The organism is Pelotomaculum terephthalicicum JT, assembly GCF_022410535.1.
Taxonomy (GTDB): Bacteria; Bacillota; Desulfotomaculia; order Desulfotomaculales; family Pelotomaculaceae; genus Pelotomaculum_D; species Pelotomaculum_D terephthalicicum.
On the sequence record NZ_JAKNBL010000006.1, the window covers coordinates 96,751 to 113,052 of the forward strand.

At 47.3% G+C, this 16,302-nt stretch carries 16 protein-coding genes; 4 read left to right on the top strand and 12 right to left on the bottom strand.

Annotated features, from left to right (window positions below):
- Nucleotides 1–54: 54 nt before the first annotated feature.
- Nucleotides 55–1,554 (top strand): threonine synthase, encoded by a 1,500-nt coding sequence (thrC, locus tag L9W92_RS06420; protein WP_240082913.1) that lies wholly within the window; start codon nt 55–57, stop codon nt 1,552–1,554.
- Nucleotides 1,555–1,666: 112 nt separating this feature from the next.
- Here the strand turns inward: thrC and L9W92_RS06425 are convergent, their stop codons facing one another.
- From L9W92_RS06425 to L9W92_RS06465, 9 genes are all read right to left on the bottom strand, one after another.
- Nucleotides 1,667–1,993, bottom strand: coding sequence for a hypothetical protein (locus L9W92_RS06425; RefSeq protein WP_240082914.1), 327 nt, complete (start codon nt 1,991–1,993; stop codon nt 1,667–1,669).
- A 405-nt stretch (nt 1,994–2,398) separates the two neighbouring features.
- Entirely contained in the window at nt 2,399–3,463 is a 1,065-nt protein-coding gene (locus L9W92_RS06430) for a C40 family peptidase (RefSeq protein ID WP_240082915.1), read from the bottom strand.
- Between the two features lie 269 nt (nt 3,464–3,732).
- Nucleotides 3,733–4,956, bottom strand: coding sequence for an aspartate kinase (locus L9W92_RS06435; protein ID WP_240082916.1), 1,224 nt, complete (start codon nt 4,954–4,956; stop codon nt 3,733–3,735).
- Nucleotides 4,957–5,026: 70 nt separating this feature from the next.
- On the bottom strand, nt 5,027–5,929 hold the full coding sequence (gene thrB / locus L9W92_RS06440) for a homoserine kinase (RefSeq protein WP_240082917.1): 903 nt from the start codon (nt 5,927–5,929) through the stop codon (nt 5,027–5,029).
- An 8-nt stretch (nt 5,930–5,937) separates the two neighbouring features.
- The gene (locus tag L9W92_RS06445) at nt 5,938–7,230 is read right to left on the bottom strand and encodes a homoserine dehydrogenase (RefSeq protein WP_240082918.1); all 1,293 of its coding nucleotides are present in this window, start codon (nt 7,228–7,230) and stop codon (nt 5,938–5,940) included.
- 283 nt (nt 7,231–7,513) lie between these two features.
- On the bottom strand, nt 7,514–7,690 hold the full coding sequence (locus tag L9W92_RS06450; RefSeq protein WP_240082919.1) for a hypothetical protein: 177 nt from the start codon (nt 7,688–7,690) through the stop codon (nt 7,514–7,516).
- On the bottom strand, nt 7,687–8,970 hold the full coding sequence (locus tag L9W92_RS06455) for a Ger(x)C family spore germination protein (protein ID WP_240082920.1): 1,284 nt from the start codon (nt 8,968–8,970) through the stop codon (nt 7,687–7,689). The genes L9W92_RS06450 and L9W92_RS06455 overlap by 4 nt, the downstream gene beginning before the upstream one ends.
- Nucleotides 8,957–10,066, bottom strand: coding sequence for a GerAB/ArcD/ProY family transporter (locus L9W92_RS06460; RefSeq protein WP_240082921.1), 1,110 nt, complete (start codon nt 10,064–10,066; stop codon nt 8,957–8,959). Before L9W92_RS06460 ends, L9W92_RS06455 begins: the two co-directional genes overlap by 14 nt.
- Nucleotides 10,050–11,876, bottom strand: coding sequence for a spore germination protein (locus L9W92_RS06465; protein WP_240082922.1), 1,827 nt, complete (start codon nt 11,874–11,876; stop codon nt 10,050–10,052). Before L9W92_RS06465 ends, L9W92_RS06460 begins: the two co-directional genes overlap by 17 nt.
- Before the next feature lie 204 nt (nt 11,877–12,080).
- Here L9W92_RS06465 and L9W92_RS06470 point away from each other — a divergent pair, with 204 nt between their 5' ends.
- The gene (locus L9W92_RS06470) at nt 12,081–12,293 is read left to right on the top strand and encodes a hypothetical protein (RefSeq protein ID WP_240082923.1); all 213 of its coding nucleotides are present in this window, start codon (nt 12,081–12,083) and stop codon (nt 12,291–12,293) included.
- Between the two features lie 17 nt (nt 12,294–12,310).
- On the top strand, nt 12,311–12,535 hold the full coding sequence (locus L9W92_RS06475) for a ferritin family protein (protein ID WP_240082924.1): 225 nt from the start codon (nt 12,311–12,313) through the stop codon (nt 12,533–12,535).
- Nucleotides 12,536–12,595: 60 nt separating this feature from the next.
- On the opposite strand, the gene L9W92_RS06480 is transcribed toward L9W92_RS06475, so the two are convergent.
- Nucleotides 12,596–12,979 (bottom strand): hypothetical protein, encoded by a 384-nt coding sequence (locus L9W92_RS06480; protein ID WP_240082925.1) that lies wholly within the window; start codon nt 12,977–12,979, stop codon nt 12,596–12,598.
- A gap of 177 nt (nt 12,980–13,156) precedes the next feature.
- Nucleotides 13,157–13,606: a hypothetical protein gene (locus tag L9W92_RS06485; protein WP_240082926.1), complete on the bottom strand. Its 450-nt coding sequence runs from the start codon at nt 13,604–13,606 to the stop codon at nt 13,157–13,159.
- Nucleotides 13,607–13,706: 100 nt separating this feature from the next.
- Here L9W92_RS06485 and L9W92_RS06490 point away from each other — a divergent pair, with 100 nt between their 5' ends.
- Nucleotides 13,707–14,780, top strand: coding sequence for an NAD(P)/FAD-dependent oxidoreductase (locus tag L9W92_RS06490; RefSeq protein ID WP_240082927.1), 1,074 nt, complete (start codon nt 13,707–13,709; stop codon nt 14,778–14,780).
- 26 nt (nt 14,781–14,806) lie between these two features.
- Here the strand turns inward: L9W92_RS06490 and spoIVA are convergent, their stop codons facing one another.
- Entirely contained in the window at nt 14,807–16,285 is a 1,479-nt protein-coding gene (gene spoIVA / locus L9W92_RS06495) for a stage IV sporulation protein A (protein WP_240082928.1), read from the bottom strand.
- Nucleotides 16,286–16,302: the final 17 nt, after the last annotated feature.

Here is a 16,302-nt window from a genome sequence, read left to right on the forward strand (position 1 = left end):
TGGGTTACAATTCGTTATATGACGGTGTAACCAGTTATTATGGGAGGGCTAACCATGTTGTACGAAAGCACCAGGGGCCAGTTCAAAAAAATTTTATCAGCGGAAGCAATCAAACTGGGCATTTCACCTGATGGAGGTTTATTTGTTCCTTTTGAAATACCACAGATTACCATAAACTGTTTAAAGGAAATGGCTGGTCAAGGTTATCAAGCCCAGGCCGCTGTCGTTTTAAAAAAATACTTTACAGATTATAGCGGAGAAGAAATAGATGAGTGCGTTTCTTTGTCTTATAACCGGGAAAAATTCGATTCACCCCTAATTGCGCCGGTCCGCCAATTAAACGATTCACTATATGTTTTAGAGTTGTGGCATGGACCGACTTGCGCTTTTAAAGACATGGCCCTGCAAATTCTACCTCATTTATTAACCAAGGCGGCGATAAAAACAGGTGATGATTCAATCATTGTGATTCTTGTGGCTACCTCCGGCGACACGGGCAAAGCCGCCCTGGCAGGTTTTAAAGACGTACCGCGCACAAGGATTATTGTTTTTTACCCGGAACAAGGGGTAAGCGCGATGCAGCAACTGCAAATGATCACTCAGGAAGGAGATAATGTAGATGTAGTCGCCGTCCGGGGCAATTTTGACGACGCTCAGAACGGGGTTAAAGATATTTTCGGCGACATTGGGTTTAACCATGACCTGCAAAATAAAAACTATCGTCTTTCTTCAGCCAACTCAATTAACTGGGGACGCTTGGTGCCACAAATCGCGTATTATTTTTCCGCTTACTTGGACCTGGTAGCCAAGGGAAATGTGACCTTGGGAGAAAGAATTAACTTTGTAGTGCCAACAGGCAATTTCGGCAATATTTTAGCTGCCTATTACGCTTTAGAGATGGGCCTGCCGGTAAACAGGTTGATTTGCGCTTCCAATGCCAACAATGTACTCACCGATTTTATCCGTACCGGTGTGTATAACCGTAACCGGCGGTTCTGGAAGACTGTTTCTCCATCGATGGATATCCTTATCTCCAGCAACCTGGAACGTCTGCTATATCATCTGAACGGCAGCGACCATATAAAAACCAGAGAATGGATGGCTAATTTAAAAGATTCGGGAATATTCCAGGTGGACGAAATGACTTTAGCGCGCATTGATAGACTTTTTTGGTCTGGATTTGCGGATGATAACGAAACAATTAAGACAATTCGCTCAATATTTCAAGAATATAGCTATGTAGTTGATACTCATACCGGTGTGGGCATAAATGTATATAATAAATATATCAACTCCACAGGCGACCATACCAAGACAATTATCGCCTCAACAGCCAGTCCTTTTAAGTTTAACGCCAGCGTGGCCCGGGCCATCCTGGGGGACGACGCGGTGCGGGGCAAAGACGAGTTCGAACTGTTAGAACTGCTCTCTGTTTTAAGCGGCATGGAGATCCCCCCGGGTCTCAAAGACCTTGATAAAAAAACCATACTGCACCGGAGAACGGCATCTAAGAATACTATGCGTGAAGAAGTCAAAAAAATCTTGACCGTATAATTAACCGGGTTAATTTCCTCAAATATATTACAATTTCTTTATAATAATGCATTAATTAATAATTATATGATGAATTATGACAATATATACAAGTTACAATTAAGGACCCTCATTATTGAGGGTCCTTAATTGTCTTATTAATATTGACATACAAAGCCCTTTCTTTTTCGTCATATTCAGCATGGAATTTACCTTTCGCTGCAATTCCAAAGTGGTTAAAAAATCCTCTGCCAAACACTTTAGTCTTTTTTATATTTTGGCCTTCACTGCTGGCTTTTATCCTAATAACACTAGAATCAGGATCAAAGGCCAGTTCAACTTTACTGACATTCAATTTCCCCCGGGCATATTTGTTCAACACTATTGAATTCTTTGAAATTGTTACCAATGGTAACTTAGGTACTCGTTCGCCACGTGGTTTATAAACTTCAAATGCCATATTTCACACTCCTATTTTTGACATCAACTAAATTATAAATTGAAAACTTGTAATTGTCAATCATTATGTCAAATAAAGGAATTAATTATTTTAAAGCTTAAGTATCAAAATATTTGCCAGCGCTTAAATAGTTCTTTTTCAATGCAACATATATTATGATCGTCAAAGTTTATCCGGTCATGTATTAATTTACAGTTTTCATTATTAGCAGAAACTTGACAAAAACAAAGACTATTTTAGATATTAGCAGGGATTTAGACCTTTTCGGGGAAACGTTATTTAACAGAGGTGTAATTCATGCATAGGGTTGCGAGTAACGCGCTCCTGCCTGGAATGGGAATAGGTCATACGATATATAACAGCAATGGCGAAATATAATTAACAGTAACATTGTTCATTTAAAGCTTACGGACAATAACGTTTTGCCCCCCAGTATTCTCCACCGTAAGCTCTACTGTCAATTGCGCTGATCTGTATGGACGAACCGCTGTTGGGTGAATGAATCATCATACCGTCGCCGATATACATAGCCACATGGTGGATTTGGCCCTGTCCCCCTTTAGCCGCGAAAAACAACAGATCACCCGCTAAAAGAGCGTTTTTATCCACCATCTGACCTTCTCTTGCTTGTTCGTCTGCATCTCTCGGAATGGATATGCCTTGTGACTGGTAGAGCCGCATGGTATACCCGGAACAGTCGAAACCATAGGAAGACGTACCGGCCCATATGTACCGCAGGCCCAAGAAGCTCATTGCTTCATTTACAATTTCCGCCCGGGAAAAAGCTAACTCATTTGTAAGCTTAACATCCTGCCGCGGCAGGTAACCGGTACCGCCGTCGGGCAGCCGAACCGCAACGGCGGTTGTTTCTTCCTCCAGCGCCGGAAGTCTGGTTTGGTAACAAAGCTCGGTAATTGTCTCAGTTAATTCTTGATTTGCATAAAGTTTCGTGAACGGTTTTACAACAACAATATTAGGCTGGGTTTCCAACTCGCTTAAAAAAACCTGTCCGTTAACTATATGGGCCGCCGGCACCCAACCAGGATAGCCTGCATTATTAAGGTTGCTTTTTTGTTTAACAGCCGCCACTTTTAACCATTCACCGCGTCGTTCCAAGACTGTTACCGGCTCTCCATAAAGAGCCTGGGTCTCAGTCTTGCCAACCAGCCACAACCTCATCTCAGTGTCCATGCCGGCAGCCCAGGCGGCCGGATTACTCGGTTTTTCCAAGAGAAGGTGGTCATAGTCGCGGAGTGGACCGGGTTCCGACCAAAACATCGTTACCGGCTCAGTTACCACTCCTTGGGAAAGCACCGCCGGCGCGCCGGTTCCCGTCGATTCAGCCGGCGCTGCCGGTTTGGCCGGTGTAGCTTCGGGGCCGGACTCCAGCCCTGAAGTTAACCGGCATGACATCAACATCAATAATGTCATGGTGGACAATAAAAGAACGCAGCTGCGGGAATAGTTCATTTAATTCAGCTCCTACGTTTCTTCAGGTAGTCAGTACGATTCCTTTATTCTGACTCCTGACTTCTGAGAGTTAATAATATTATATCCCTTAAAATGTGTTTCAGACCTAAACCTCATCTGCGTTTTATAAATCCATTCCGGCTAAACGCCGCAGCTTAATTGCTGCGGCGCTGTCCCTTACGTTTATTTTCATTGGCAATCTATTACTACTCAGGAGTTAGAATGAGAGGATTGTTTATTGTCTCGAAACTCGTGAATACCTAAATACTTTAGAGACTTTTTTCATTTGCCAGGTTAAATTTATTATGCAAGGTATGTACGGCCTTTTCCGCCTCCGCTGCTTCGATGACACAGGACGTTTTAATCTCGGAAGTGCTAATCATTTCCAGGTTAATTCCTTCTTCCGCAAGCGCTTCAAACATCATGGCGGCTACCCCGGGGTTGCTGACCATGCCGGCACCTACAATGGAAACCTTGGCCACACTGTCTTTACTGGTGACTCCGCTGGCGCCAATTTCCGGCAGGAGGTCTTGCACGACAGACAACGCTTTTTTCAAATCGCTCCGTGAGCATGTGAAGGATATATCATTCCTTTCGTCACGTGTCGCGCTTTGAATGATCATATCGACGTTTATTTTTTCATCGGCTAGCGATTTAAATAATTTATAAGCAATGCCGGGCTTATCAAAAACATCGTACAATCCTATCTTGGCAACATTTAAATCGTATGCCACACCGGTAACCACAAGCGACCTTTCCATACTGTCTACCTCCCTTACTATCGTTCCCAAATTAAGATTAAAGCTTGAGCGCACGTGCAGGGGCATCCCGTATTGCATGGCCAATTCCACCGAGCGGGGGTGCAGCACAACGGCGCCGAGATTGGCCAGTTCCAACATTTCATCATATGAGACCACATCAAGCTTGCGGGCTTCGGAGACAATCCTTGGATCCGTTGTGTAAACCCCGTCAACGTCTGTATATATTTCGCACAGATCAGCTTTCAACGCGGCGGCAAGAGCTACGGCGGTAGTGTCTGAACCACCGCGGCCCAGAGTGGTAATGTCGTTTCGTTCATTTATTCCTTGAAAGCCGGCCACAATAACGATGTTGCCCTCGTCCAATTCTTTTTGCAGGCGGGCGGTATTAACATTTAATATCCTTGCTTTTGTATGGGCATTATCAGTTAAAATACCTACCTGCGCCCCGGTAAGAGAAATAACCGGCGCTTTTAGTTCCTTGATGGCCATAGCCAGCAGCGCTATTGAAACTTGCTCCCCGGTTGACAAAATAACATCCATTTCCCTTTCCGGCGGGCTGTCGGTTATTCCTTCAACCAGATTAATTAAATCATCAGTCGTGTCACCCATCGCTGACACCACTACTACCACCCTGTGACCTTCAGCCCGCACATCATTAACCCGGCGGGCAACCCGCCGGATCCGTTCAGCGTCAGCCACGGAACTGCCGCCGTACTTCTGCACAACTAACAATAATATCGCCTGCCCTTTCACTCCCGACGGTTTCGCCGGACGTTAAATGATTTATATCCATAATAAAATTTTATTTTACTTCAAGTGCTCTCGCACCAATCGGACTTGGTTTAAGAACCAAGGTTCTGCACTTTACGCCATTTTGACGGAATGTATCGCCCATCACCCGGGCAATTAAATCAAAGTTGCTGTCAGCAAGAGCAATCACTGACGGTCCCGCGCCGCTCAGAGTAACACCTCTGGCTCCGGCCAATTTTGCCGCGGCCAGCACCTTTTTCATACCCGGAACCAGAACTGAACGGAAGGGCTGGTGAAGGTGATCCTCCATCGCTGTCCCCAACAAGGTAAAATCACCCTTTTGCAAGGCGGCAACCAAAAGAGCAACCCTGCCTAAATTAAAAATAACGTCTTGAAAAGGCACCTGAGACGGCAGAACGTCCCTTGACGCTTTCGTAGCGAGAATGAAATCCGGAATAGCCACAACGCATTTAATGCCTTGAGGCGGTTGTATTTTCATGTTCTTTAATTCACCGTCGGCCTGAACCGAGATCACTATACCGCCCAGGACCGCAGGTGCTACATTATCCGGATGGCCTTCCAGCAAACTGGCAAGGCCAATTATTTCTTTTAAGGAAAGCCTCCCCCCAACAAGTAAATTAGCAGCTATTACCCCGCCAATAATGGCGGCGGTACTGCTTCCCAAACCACGGGCGACTGGTATCTGGTTAATCAGTCGAATTTTCAAGCCCGTGGGTTCGAAACCCACTTGCTTGAAAACTTGCTGCGCGGCCCGAAAAACAAGGTTGTCCACGTCCCTGGAAATATCGGCCGCACCTTCGCCTGTCACTTCGATGGTCAAGCCATGAGGAACTTGGATAATCTCCACTATATTGTATAATTCCAAGGCCATCCCCAGGCAGTCAAAACCGGGGCCGAGGTTGGCGGTGGTAGCGGGTACCTGCACACGAATCATTTGAGGTATTAATCCCCCTCGGTGCGAATCACACTTGTTATATCATAGACAGCGGGCAGTTCTTTTATTGATTTCAATGCCTCCTGGAAATTTCCTTCCAGTACTTCATGCGTTACCAGGACAATTTCCGCTGAATGACCGGAAGTGTGCCTTTGGATGACAGAAGCCAGACTCACTTCATTATTTCCAAAGACTAAGGCAATCCCGGCCAACACTCCGGGCTTGTCGGCAACATGCAAACGCACGTAATATTTGGTCGCGGTTAATCCCATAGGTTTAACCGGCTTTTCCTCAAAACAAGTACAGCTGATTATGCCCGGCACATTTCGCAGCAAATTACGGGCCGCGCTCATCACATCAGCCGTCACGGCGCTGGCGGTAGGCATTTCACCAGCGCCCCGCCCGTAAAACATTACGTCTCCGACTGCGTCGCCCCGGATAAAAATCGCATTGTAAACGTCATTCACCGAAGCCAGCGGGTGGTGTTTCGGAAGCAAGGCCGGGTGCACGCGCACTTCAATGCCTTCATCAGTTTCTTTAGCGATCCCAAGCAGCTTGATTACATAATTCAGTTCGTTGGCGTAAGTTATATCTTCAGCGGTAATCCTGGTAATACCTTCAACAAATACTTGATTTAAAGGCACTCTGGTATTGAAAGCAATTGAGCTCAGGATTGACAGCTTGCGCGCCGCGTCGTAGCCTTCCACGTCGGCGGACGGGTCGGCTTCGGCATAACCGAGTGCCTGCGCCTCCCTGAGCACCTGTTCAAAGTCCATGCTTTCATTGGTCATCCTGGTCAACATGTAGTTTGTTGTCCCATTGATAATACCGATAACCTGCTGGATCCGGTTAGCCGCCAAACATTCTTTCAACGGCCTGATTATGGGTATGCCCCCGGCGACACTTCCTTCAAAAAGGACATCCGCATTACTTGCCTCCGCGGCTTCGAAAAGCTCTTTGCCATGTAAAGCGATCATGTCTTTATTCGCGGTAACCAGGCTTTTGCCCTTTTTTAGCGCCGTCATTGAATATTCCAGGGCCGGGTTAATCCCGCCCATGACCTCTACCACCAGGTCAATCTCAGGGTTTTCAACAATCTCACTGACGTTGGCAGTAAGCAGACCATCACTCAGATCGACGCCCCGGTTTTTCGCCGGGTCCCGCACCAATATTTTTTTTATCTCAACCTTTGCGCCTACTTTTTGCTCTATTCCCTTACTATTATCTTTCAGAATGCGGTACACGCCCCGGCCTACGGTGCCAAGGCCCATCATGCCAACACGAATAACTTTATCAGACACTCTCACTCCCTCTTTCCTTAGACTAATTAACTGTATTGTCACAAACTAATTCGCCTGAAATAGTCCGGTTACCTGCTCTTAGTTAAACATATTCCCAAATTTCATCTTTATATAAACGTATCAAGGGTTAAATTCCTTAATATGCGCGTTCACAACAGTTTATGAGAATTCACCCCTGGTGACATTATACCGTCTCTTTTTTCCAGGTGTCAAACAATGCTTCAGCAAATTTCAGGACTGGCGATGCAAGAAGTTATCGCCAATCCGCACCGCACCCTGCCGGCTAAAATTCCTGCCTGACAAACAGGGCGTAGACGGCCAGGGCCAGGACAAAGGCGGCCAGCACCAAGACCCCGATCCCGCCGCGCTTGTATCCGTTCTTTAGCGCCCATCGGCCGTAGGTATATGTATAATAAGTAATTGCCAGAGGGAAAAGCAGCAATAGCCACTTCATGTTCACTCACCAGATTTTACTTGAGTGGTTTTCAACTGGAGGCCGGTCCGCCTGATCCTGGTGTGCACCGTGACGTTAACCTGCGCCTCCGGGTACTTCTGCAGCCAATCAAAATTACGCCATGACTGCACAGTCCAAAAATGGCCCTTCACTTGTTCACCGAAACCGAAAATATCTGATTTGAACTCTTCCTGTGTGCGTTCGATTAGTTTCTGACACCCTTCCCGGATATTTTCTGAAAAAGCTTCTTCCAGGATTGGCTTGTTGTCCGGGCTTTCGTAATTGATGCCGCTTAACATCGCCGCCAGGTCAGCCTCCAAATAAATATCCACGTCAACCGTCACGCTGCCGTCTTCATTAAAGCGGGTAGCGTATTTGGGACTGCGCGCCTGGTGAACACTCAGGCCAATCCCCGAAGGCTCGGCAACAAGCGGGTCAAGGATAATTAAGAAACCATTTTCGAATTGACCACGCAGCATCAGGTAATACCTGGTTTCCTCACCGTTCAAAGTTCCTACCATCTTGTCTCCCCGGAAAACAGCGGTACCGTCAAACTGGGCCTTATTTTCCCCGGTAATCGGCACTTCCCCGGCAACATACCTGCCCAGAGTCTGTTCCCCCCCTTTGACCACACCCGGTTTGGCTGTCTCCAGTCCGCCCTCATGGATAGCCGCCAGCGGCAGGCTGGGTTCTATCGACCAACTCTTGTAATCCTGATAAAACTCTTTAAACATGCTGTTTTGGTATAGCCCGTGGGCTGCCGACAAACTCCCGATCAGTTCGTATTGTTTAGTAGGGCTCAACTCCAGGGGCGGCTGGTTTTTTTCCAGGAAATCTTTCGCTTTGCCGCGGCAGACGAAAACATAAGAGGTGGCCCGCAGTTCATGGTACCGGCTTAAGGTGCTGAACCAGCTTCCCAGACCTTCTCTAGCCATATCCTCTGAAAAAATGTACGCCTTGGTATGAAGCAACGATAAATGCCTGCTGGTTGACGTGCCTAACTGCTCGATCCCGGCAAGCGGGCCGTAGGTCTCCACGCTTTGCACGACAACGTTTTTCCCTTCCCCTTTAGCGCTCCCTCCCCCTCCCCCTCCCCCGCCCATTCCGGCAATAGCTTTGGGGTTGGCTATGCTGACGGTCACTACCATGTTGTCCTTCTCTCCTTTATCGAAGCCCATGGCCAGGACGTAAAACGTCTCGTCGGTCTCCCTGCTGCCAAAACAGCCGGTTAGGAAGAGCAAAGTGAGCGCTGCCAGAAAGAAAAAAAATATCTTAGCTGCCCGCACGCGCACCCCTCCCTTTAAACCAAAGCACCGCGAGAATAAGCAAGGGCAAAAGGTAGTCGGGTAAAAGCATGGCCGACCTTATATAAACCGCGTCCACCTCAATGACGCTGGGCATGTCCAGCGGCAGGAGACTCAAGATAAACATGGCCAGGCCAAGAGGCCAAATCAAGGGACGGTATTCGGGCAGTTTCAGCGACCTGGCCAGGGAAACCGCCGCGGCGTAAAGGAGCAGGGCGATCTTTATAGCCCCGACAATGCCCCAGATCAGGATAAAGATGGCTTCCGGCCGCTGAAAAAAACGGCCGAGATAAATAGTCCTGGCCAGTCTTAAAAAAGGAAGCGTAAATTCTTCGCTGACCGGCCAGCTATAGGTTAAAACAAGGGTTGTTAAAGATAAAAAGAGAATTCCAAAACCCATCAGCATGGCCCGGTATCCGATCCCGGCGAAAATTTTGGCTCCTCCCATAGCCTGGACAATCACTCCCGCTATGATTATCTCAGCTATTCCGGCAGTACTGTAGGTGCCCATTAGAAATACTTCTTTGGGCCCCTTACCGAAAAACGGCAACATATTGTGGAAATTCCAAAAAGGTATTAAAGAAAAAATTAGAATGGACAATCCACCCAGCACATACAGGTAAGTCAGCCGGGCTGTCCGCGCCAGCGCTTCCACGCCGAGATACGCCCCTAATAAACCCATTGCCAAAAACGCAGCATCTATTAGACTGATTGGCGCATAGCGCAAGGTGGTGGTCAGCATCGCCTCACTGAACTCCCTGATAAAAACAGCGCCTGTTACCACTAATATCTGGAACGTGACAAGAATGTTCACGGCCATTCCAATAAACGGACCGAAGGCCTGCTCGGTAATTTCGATAATCGTGCTGCCGGGGCTTTTTTTCAGGACCAGTGACATGAAATAAATCCCGGCTAGGGCAACGGCCAGACCGCCGAGCGGCATCATCCAAACGGCCGGACCGCCGGTATCGACGAGCAACCTGGGATACGACAAGAATATCCTTGCCATACTGGATATTCCCAGAAGAACAACCGCCTCACCCGGGCCAAATCTGCCTTCTTTAATTATCTTTACCACCGTCCTTTTGCTCGAGCCACCCTCTTGAAACGTCAGGCTGCCGGGCAATTTCCAGCGGGTTCAGGTAGTCCGGCCGCTTTTCGTGAAAGAACACCGGCAGCCGGGTCACCACGTCCGCGCCGGTGACCGTCCTGGGCCCGATTGGAGCAAGGTACGGCACACCGAAAGACTTCAGGTTGGCGGTTAAGATGATTTGAGCGAACAGGCCGATAGAGATCCCGAAAAAACCCAGCATCGCTCCCACGGCAATGTAAAAGAAGCGGTAGATCCGCAGAGAAAAAGCCAGGGAGTAATAAGGAATGGCAAAGGAGGACAGTCCGGTCACGGCTACCAGGATCACCAGGATCGGGCTGACAATATTGGCTTGGACGGCGGCCTGGCCTAAAATCAGCGCGCCGACTATGCCGATGGTCGTGCCCATAACGCCGGGTATGCGCAACCCCGCCTCCCGGATCAGTTCAAACGATATTTCCATTAACAGCACCTCGACCAGCGATGGAAACGGTACTCTTTCGCGGTTCCCGGCGATGGCGAGGAGCAGTTCCGTGGGGATCATTTCCTGGTGGAACAGCACAACAGACAGATATAACCCCGGCAGCAAGAAAGACAAGTAAAAGGCCAGGGCGCGCAGGTAGCGGATAAAGGTGCCGAATTGCCAGCGGGTGTATAGCTCCTCACCGGTATGCAGCATCTCGTACATGGTGGTGGGCACGATCAGGGCGAAGGGGCTGCCGTCGACGATAATGCCCACCCTTCCTTCAATAATGCTTGCGGCCACGCGGTCCGGCCGTTCCGTGGCCATCACCGTCGGGTTTAAATTATAAGGGTTGTCCTCGATTAATTCTTCGAGCGTCCCGCTGTCTATAATTAAATCCGTCTTAACGCTGTCAATCCGCCTTTTCACCTCCGCTACCAGGGCGGGGTTGGCCAAGTCGCGCAAATACATAACCGCTACGTTAACTTGGTTACGGGTGCCGACTTTTATAAACTCCGTGGTCAGGTTTTCATTTTTAATTAACTTCCTGATTAAGGCTGTGTTTGTACGCAAAGTTTCCCCGAAAGCTTCCTGCGGCCCGCGGACAACTTGCTCAATCGTTGGCCTATCTATTCCCCGGTGCTCCCAACCCTTGGTTTCGACTAGCAGCGCATCAGCGCATCCTTCTAAGAATAAGGCCGTATCGCCGTAGTTCACCGCGTCTAGAATATCACGAAACCGGGACTGCAGAGTAATCTGGTTGCCCGGCAGCAATCTTTCTTTCACGAATAAAGCCAGTTTGCCTTTCTCCGGCGGGGCGGTCCGGGCGGCAAAAAGCATTAAAGCTTGAAACAGCAAATCCTGGACAGACTTATCCACGAGACCGTCGATGAAAATGACAAAACCATTGATAACCGGTTCTGTTCCGATGACTATATCTCTCATAATGATATCCTTGTTTTCCGGCAGCCCGTATAATATTCCGACAGTATCCCGGTTTTCAGCAAGTGAGGCGCTAACCGACAACTTATCTACCACTGGTTTTTCATTCACTCGCCCGGCAGTTTGCCCTGTTTGAACAGCTCCCGCCTCACCGCTGTCTTTTATCTTTCGGGGTTTTTCCGTAACTTTACCGGCGGGACGAACAGGCTTTTTAAAAGAACCGCGACCGGCCTGTGCTTTTTTTTGTTCGTCCGGACTATTTTTGCCTATAGAGGGAGCTTCGTTCTTACCGGTAGCTTTTTGATCAGCGGAAGTTTCTTTCAGAACAAACCCTTCACGGTCGGGGTTTTCCTCATAGGTGATCAACTTGAGTAAATTTGCTAGAATACTCATACCACACCAGCCATTTTCGGTCATTTAGTGAATATATTGCCCTTAATGGAATGTACTATGCTGTTAAATATTACAAGCGATAAAGACCGCTCTGTTCTTCTTTTTGTGATGATTTTGCAGTTCCGGTTTTTTTATTTTATTAAGGGCAAAATATTTGTAAATCCCACCCGCTGCAAAATAACAGGAAGGGTTTGAGGTGATTCCATGCCAAAACTGACCCAGAGTGAATTTCTGAATTACGCTTTCAAAGAGGCCGTACACCGGGAGGAACTCCAGGGAGTATACTATACTCACTTAGCAAAAACGATCGCGGACACCAGGCTTAAAATAATTTTTCAAGACTTTGCCAGGACCAACTGCGAACATCTGGAACAACTAAAACTTGAAATGAATAATTTGAACATTAAAAATAGTTGATCGGAGTAGAATATTACTTGGATACGCTAGATTTTCTTTATCATGCTCTTGAAGAAAAAATTAACAGTCAGCTATTTTACAACGAACTGTCCGTTAAAGTAGTCAACCCGGTTGCCAGGGAAATTTTTAAACGGCTGCGCGATGAGGAAATGGCTAATGTTATGTTGCTTCAGAGGGAAATAACAACAATCGAAGCCAAGCAATTACCTGTCCATAAAATTATTCCAAGGCTTAAAGTGTGACCCGTGAAGACACATTCCCGGTCTAGCCGGGGGTAACCGGTAATCACCGATTTGACCGCGTTACTTAGAAGGACGGGGCACCATACTATAGAAAAAAGCGAGCAGAGTTAAGCCGCCAATTAATAGAAAATAACTGTACCCCAGTCTCCAGTTTGGGTAAGCAATGCCGCCAAAGCTATAAACCACGGCCTCTATAGTAAGATAAAATACGGAAATATATGCTGTATATGGAAATATATCGCGCCAACGGCCGGGCAACCAGTATAGATAAATTATTGACATCGCATATGTGCCGAAAAATTGAAATAAAGGTATCTCTCCGATATAAATAACGCCCCTGGGGTAGCTGTACAGGTTTAATTTAATCCCAACGTAATCAACTAAAGACATTATGGCAACGCCGATAATACCGGCCAGCCAAAGTTCTTGAACACGTTTTTTCACAAATATTAAACATATCGCCCAGGCGAACAATGCAAAAAGTATATGGGACATAACCTTACCTTTCTGTGTGACTAGCGCAATCCGTTTAAATACTTAAACCAGATAAAAACCAACAACCCGATTAATATTGAGTACAAAGTAAAATTTAGCAGGCTCAAAGTTTATTCTCGCCTCTCTTTACATGCAGCGGTTTAATTGAAGCGTATTCACAAGCCAAGTAAAGCTGGTGAATACAAGCAAATTAATAAAAATACTGGCCGAATGGCTCCAGTGGGTATACTCCAACACGCCAATTTTCAAATAAAGAAGTTCTTCAATGGAAAAAAGGGCTACTACAATCAAGATGTTCACGGTTTGCATCCAACGTGACACCGGCAAAGACTGGGCAAACAAAACACCAACGGTAAAAACTACCCCGAAGGTAAAAAAAACAGACGAACCCAGGATATGAACCAAATTTTTTACATGATACAAATCCAGCTTCATTGCCGCGGTGTCAACCAGTATTTGCAGGATTGAAGCGATAACTCCGCCCCATACCGAGTATTTTAACCGGGACCAGTCCACCAGCAGAAAAAAAATAATCCATGCTATGGCTGCGGTGATCGGCCAGGCGTATTCAGGCAAATTCACGACCTTCTTTCACGTAGAAACTATAAAATAAATCCCTTGCATGATTAATGTATCCCTCATGGGTAAAAAATATAAATTACAAATTATATTTAAGGTGATTTTATTGCGGGTGGCCATCATCGGCGCAGGCCCCAGCGGCCTGGCCTGCGCCCTGGAATTGGAGCGGCGGGGCATTAATCCGGATATTTTTGAGCGCAGCGGTAAAGTGGGCTACGCTGTTCCCAGGGTGGAAATTTTGCTGCAACTATTTCAACGCCCGCAGCGGGACCTGCTGCATTACCTCTTTAACAACTTTGGGATTAAACTTAAACCCCTTTCCAGAGTTCAGAGTTATATCATGTACTCTTCGCGTCATACCGTTCCAATCAAAGGGAAGCTTGGCTATCTGATAGAACGCGGTCAAAGCCGGAACGCGGTTGAAGTGCAGCTTGCCAAAAGTTTACGCTCGAAGATCAAATTCCACACCCATGCCGGTTACCGGGCGCTGGCCAGTGAGTATGACTACGTGGTGGTGGCTGAAGGAAACCATGCCGCTGCTAATGAATTGAAAACGTGGGAAACTACCGTCACCGCCTGGGCCAAAGGGGCAATAGTGTTAGGTAGGTTCGATCCCGGGACCGCCTTTGTTTATTTTAACACTGATTTTGCCAGGCACGGCTTTGGCAGTTTTAAGCCGTTCAATAGTGAGCGGGCATTACTGTCACTTCAAGTACCTTATATAGATCATAGTGAGTTGAACTATTACTGGAACAACTTTATGGAAATAGAAAAATTTCATCCGGAAATCATTGAAACTTATGAATTATTCTATACCGGCGGCGTCACCAGCCGGCAGCAGGTGGATAATATCCTGCTGACCGGCAATAGCGGCGGATTTACAGATAGCTTCCTCGGGCTGGGTCTTTTACCAGGAATGATTAGCGGAGCCATGGCGGGTAAAGCGATTGCCGAGGGGCTGAACTACGAGCGGCTGGTCAGCCCTCTAATCAGTCAAGTCAAGCGTCTGTCCGCATTCAGAAAGGCCTTTAACACTATGAATAATGATTCCCTCGACCATTTAATCGGCACAATCGGTCTGCCTGGGATCAAGCATATTATTTACAACACCAACGTAGATGTGCTCAATCTTTTATATCCCTTTATTGTCAAGTACTTCAGGAAAAATTAAACCGGCCTGGTGACCGGTTAACTTTCTTAGATTATTATACAAATCAGTCCGCCCGAGCCGTCGTTGACAATGCGCTGCAGAGTCTCTTGCAGTTTTAGCTGGGCGTTTTCCGGCATGCGCTGAATCTTGTTCTGAATTCCTTCCCTTACCAGATCATGCACGGATTTGCCGAAGATTTCCGACTTCCAAATTTTTTGCGGATTTTCCTCAAACTCATTCAACATATATCTGACCAGTTCTTCGCATTGTCTCTCCGTACCGATGATTGGCGTAATTTCAGTGGTAATGTCAGCCTTGATCATATGCAAAGATGGGGCGCTTGCCTTTAATCTCACCCCGAAGCGGTTGCCCTGGCGGATGAGTTCCGGTTCGTCCAGGATCAACTCATCCAAGGTTGGTGTTACCACACCGTATCCGGCGCCCCTGACTTCGCTCAAAGCGCTTGCCACCTTGTCATACTCCCGCTTCGCCACACTCAGGTCTGTAACCAGGCGGAACAGGTCTTTCTCCCCTTCCACATTAAATCCGGACTGCTCGCTCAGCACCTGGTAGAACAATTCCGCAGCGGACGTAACGTTTATTGAAGCAGAGCCGGTACCCATGTCCAAATTCCGCAGGGTGGCCTGATCGATGAAATCATAGTCCGCCAAAAACTCCACCGCCCCGTTGATATCCCTCAACCTGCGGATATTTTTGACAGTCTCCCGGATCGATTCCTCAAACTTCTGGCGAAGCCAGTGTTTGAAATCCAATACTTCAACCCAGGGGGGCAGGCTGATATTTACTTCGTTAACCGGAAATTCATACAGGAGCTTCTCCAGCACATATAATACATCAGCCTGGGACATTTGCGAACAGTCAATGGGAATTACCGGCACGTCGTACTTTTCGCTTAATTCCGCGGCCATTTTTCTGGTTTCATCCTCATCCGGCGCGGTTGAATTAAATAGAACAAGGAAAGGACGGTTGATATCCTTCATTTCTTCAATGACCTTTTCTTCAGCTTCGACATAGCTTTCCCTTGGAATATCTGTAATTGACCCGTCCGTAGTGACGACCAGCCCCATAGTCGAATGTTCGGAAATTACTTTTCTGGTCCCAACTTCAGCGGCTTCCTGAAAGGGAATCGGCTCTTCAAACCAAGGTGTCGACACCATCCGCGGCTCGTTTTCTTCTTCATACCCGAGTGCGCCCTCGACACGGTAGCCAACGCAATCAACCATTCTCATCTTAATATTCAAATTAGGGGTAATCTGGATTTCCACAGCCTCGTTTGGAATAAACTTCGGCTCGGTGGTCATCACTGTCCGTCCGGCCCCGCTTTGCGGTAATTCATCCTTGGCCCGCTCACGGTCATAAATATTTTTCATGTTGGGTAAAACCATTAATTCCATAAATCGCTTAATAAATGTGGATTTGCCGGTGCGGACGCCTCCAACCACACCGAGATACATATCCCCCCCGGTGCGTTCCGCAATATCGCGGAAAATATCGGTTTTTTCCATTTTTCACACTCCCTCCC

Coding starts and splice junctions, on each gene's coding strand:
- L9W92_RS06430 (WP_240082915.1), bottom strand. CDS start 3,463: ATGAACTATTCCCGCAGCTGCGTTCTTTTATTGTCCACCATGACATTA.
- L9W92_RS06470 (WP_240082923.1), top strand. CDS start 12,081: ATGCCAAAACTGACCCAGAGTGAATTTCTGAATTACGCTTTCAAAGAG.
- thrB (WP_240082917.1), bottom strand. CDS start 5,929: ATGATTCGTGTGCAGGTACCCGCTACCACCGCCAACCTCGGCCCCGGT.
- L9W92_RS06465 (WP_240082922.1), bottom strand. CDS start 11,876: ATGAGTATTCTAGCAAATTTACTCAAGTTGATCACCTATGAGGAAAAC.
- L9W92_RS06425 (WP_240082914.1), bottom strand. CDS start 1,993: ATGGCATTTGAAGTTTATAAACCACGTGGCGAACGAGTACCTAAGTTA.
- thrC (WP_240082913.1), top strand. CDS start 55: ATGTTGTACGAAAGCACCAGGGGCCAGTTCAAAAAAATTTTATCAGCG.
- spoIVA (WP_240082928.1), bottom strand. CDS start 16,285: ATGGAAAAAACCGATATTTTCCGCGATATTGCGGAACGCACCGGGGGG.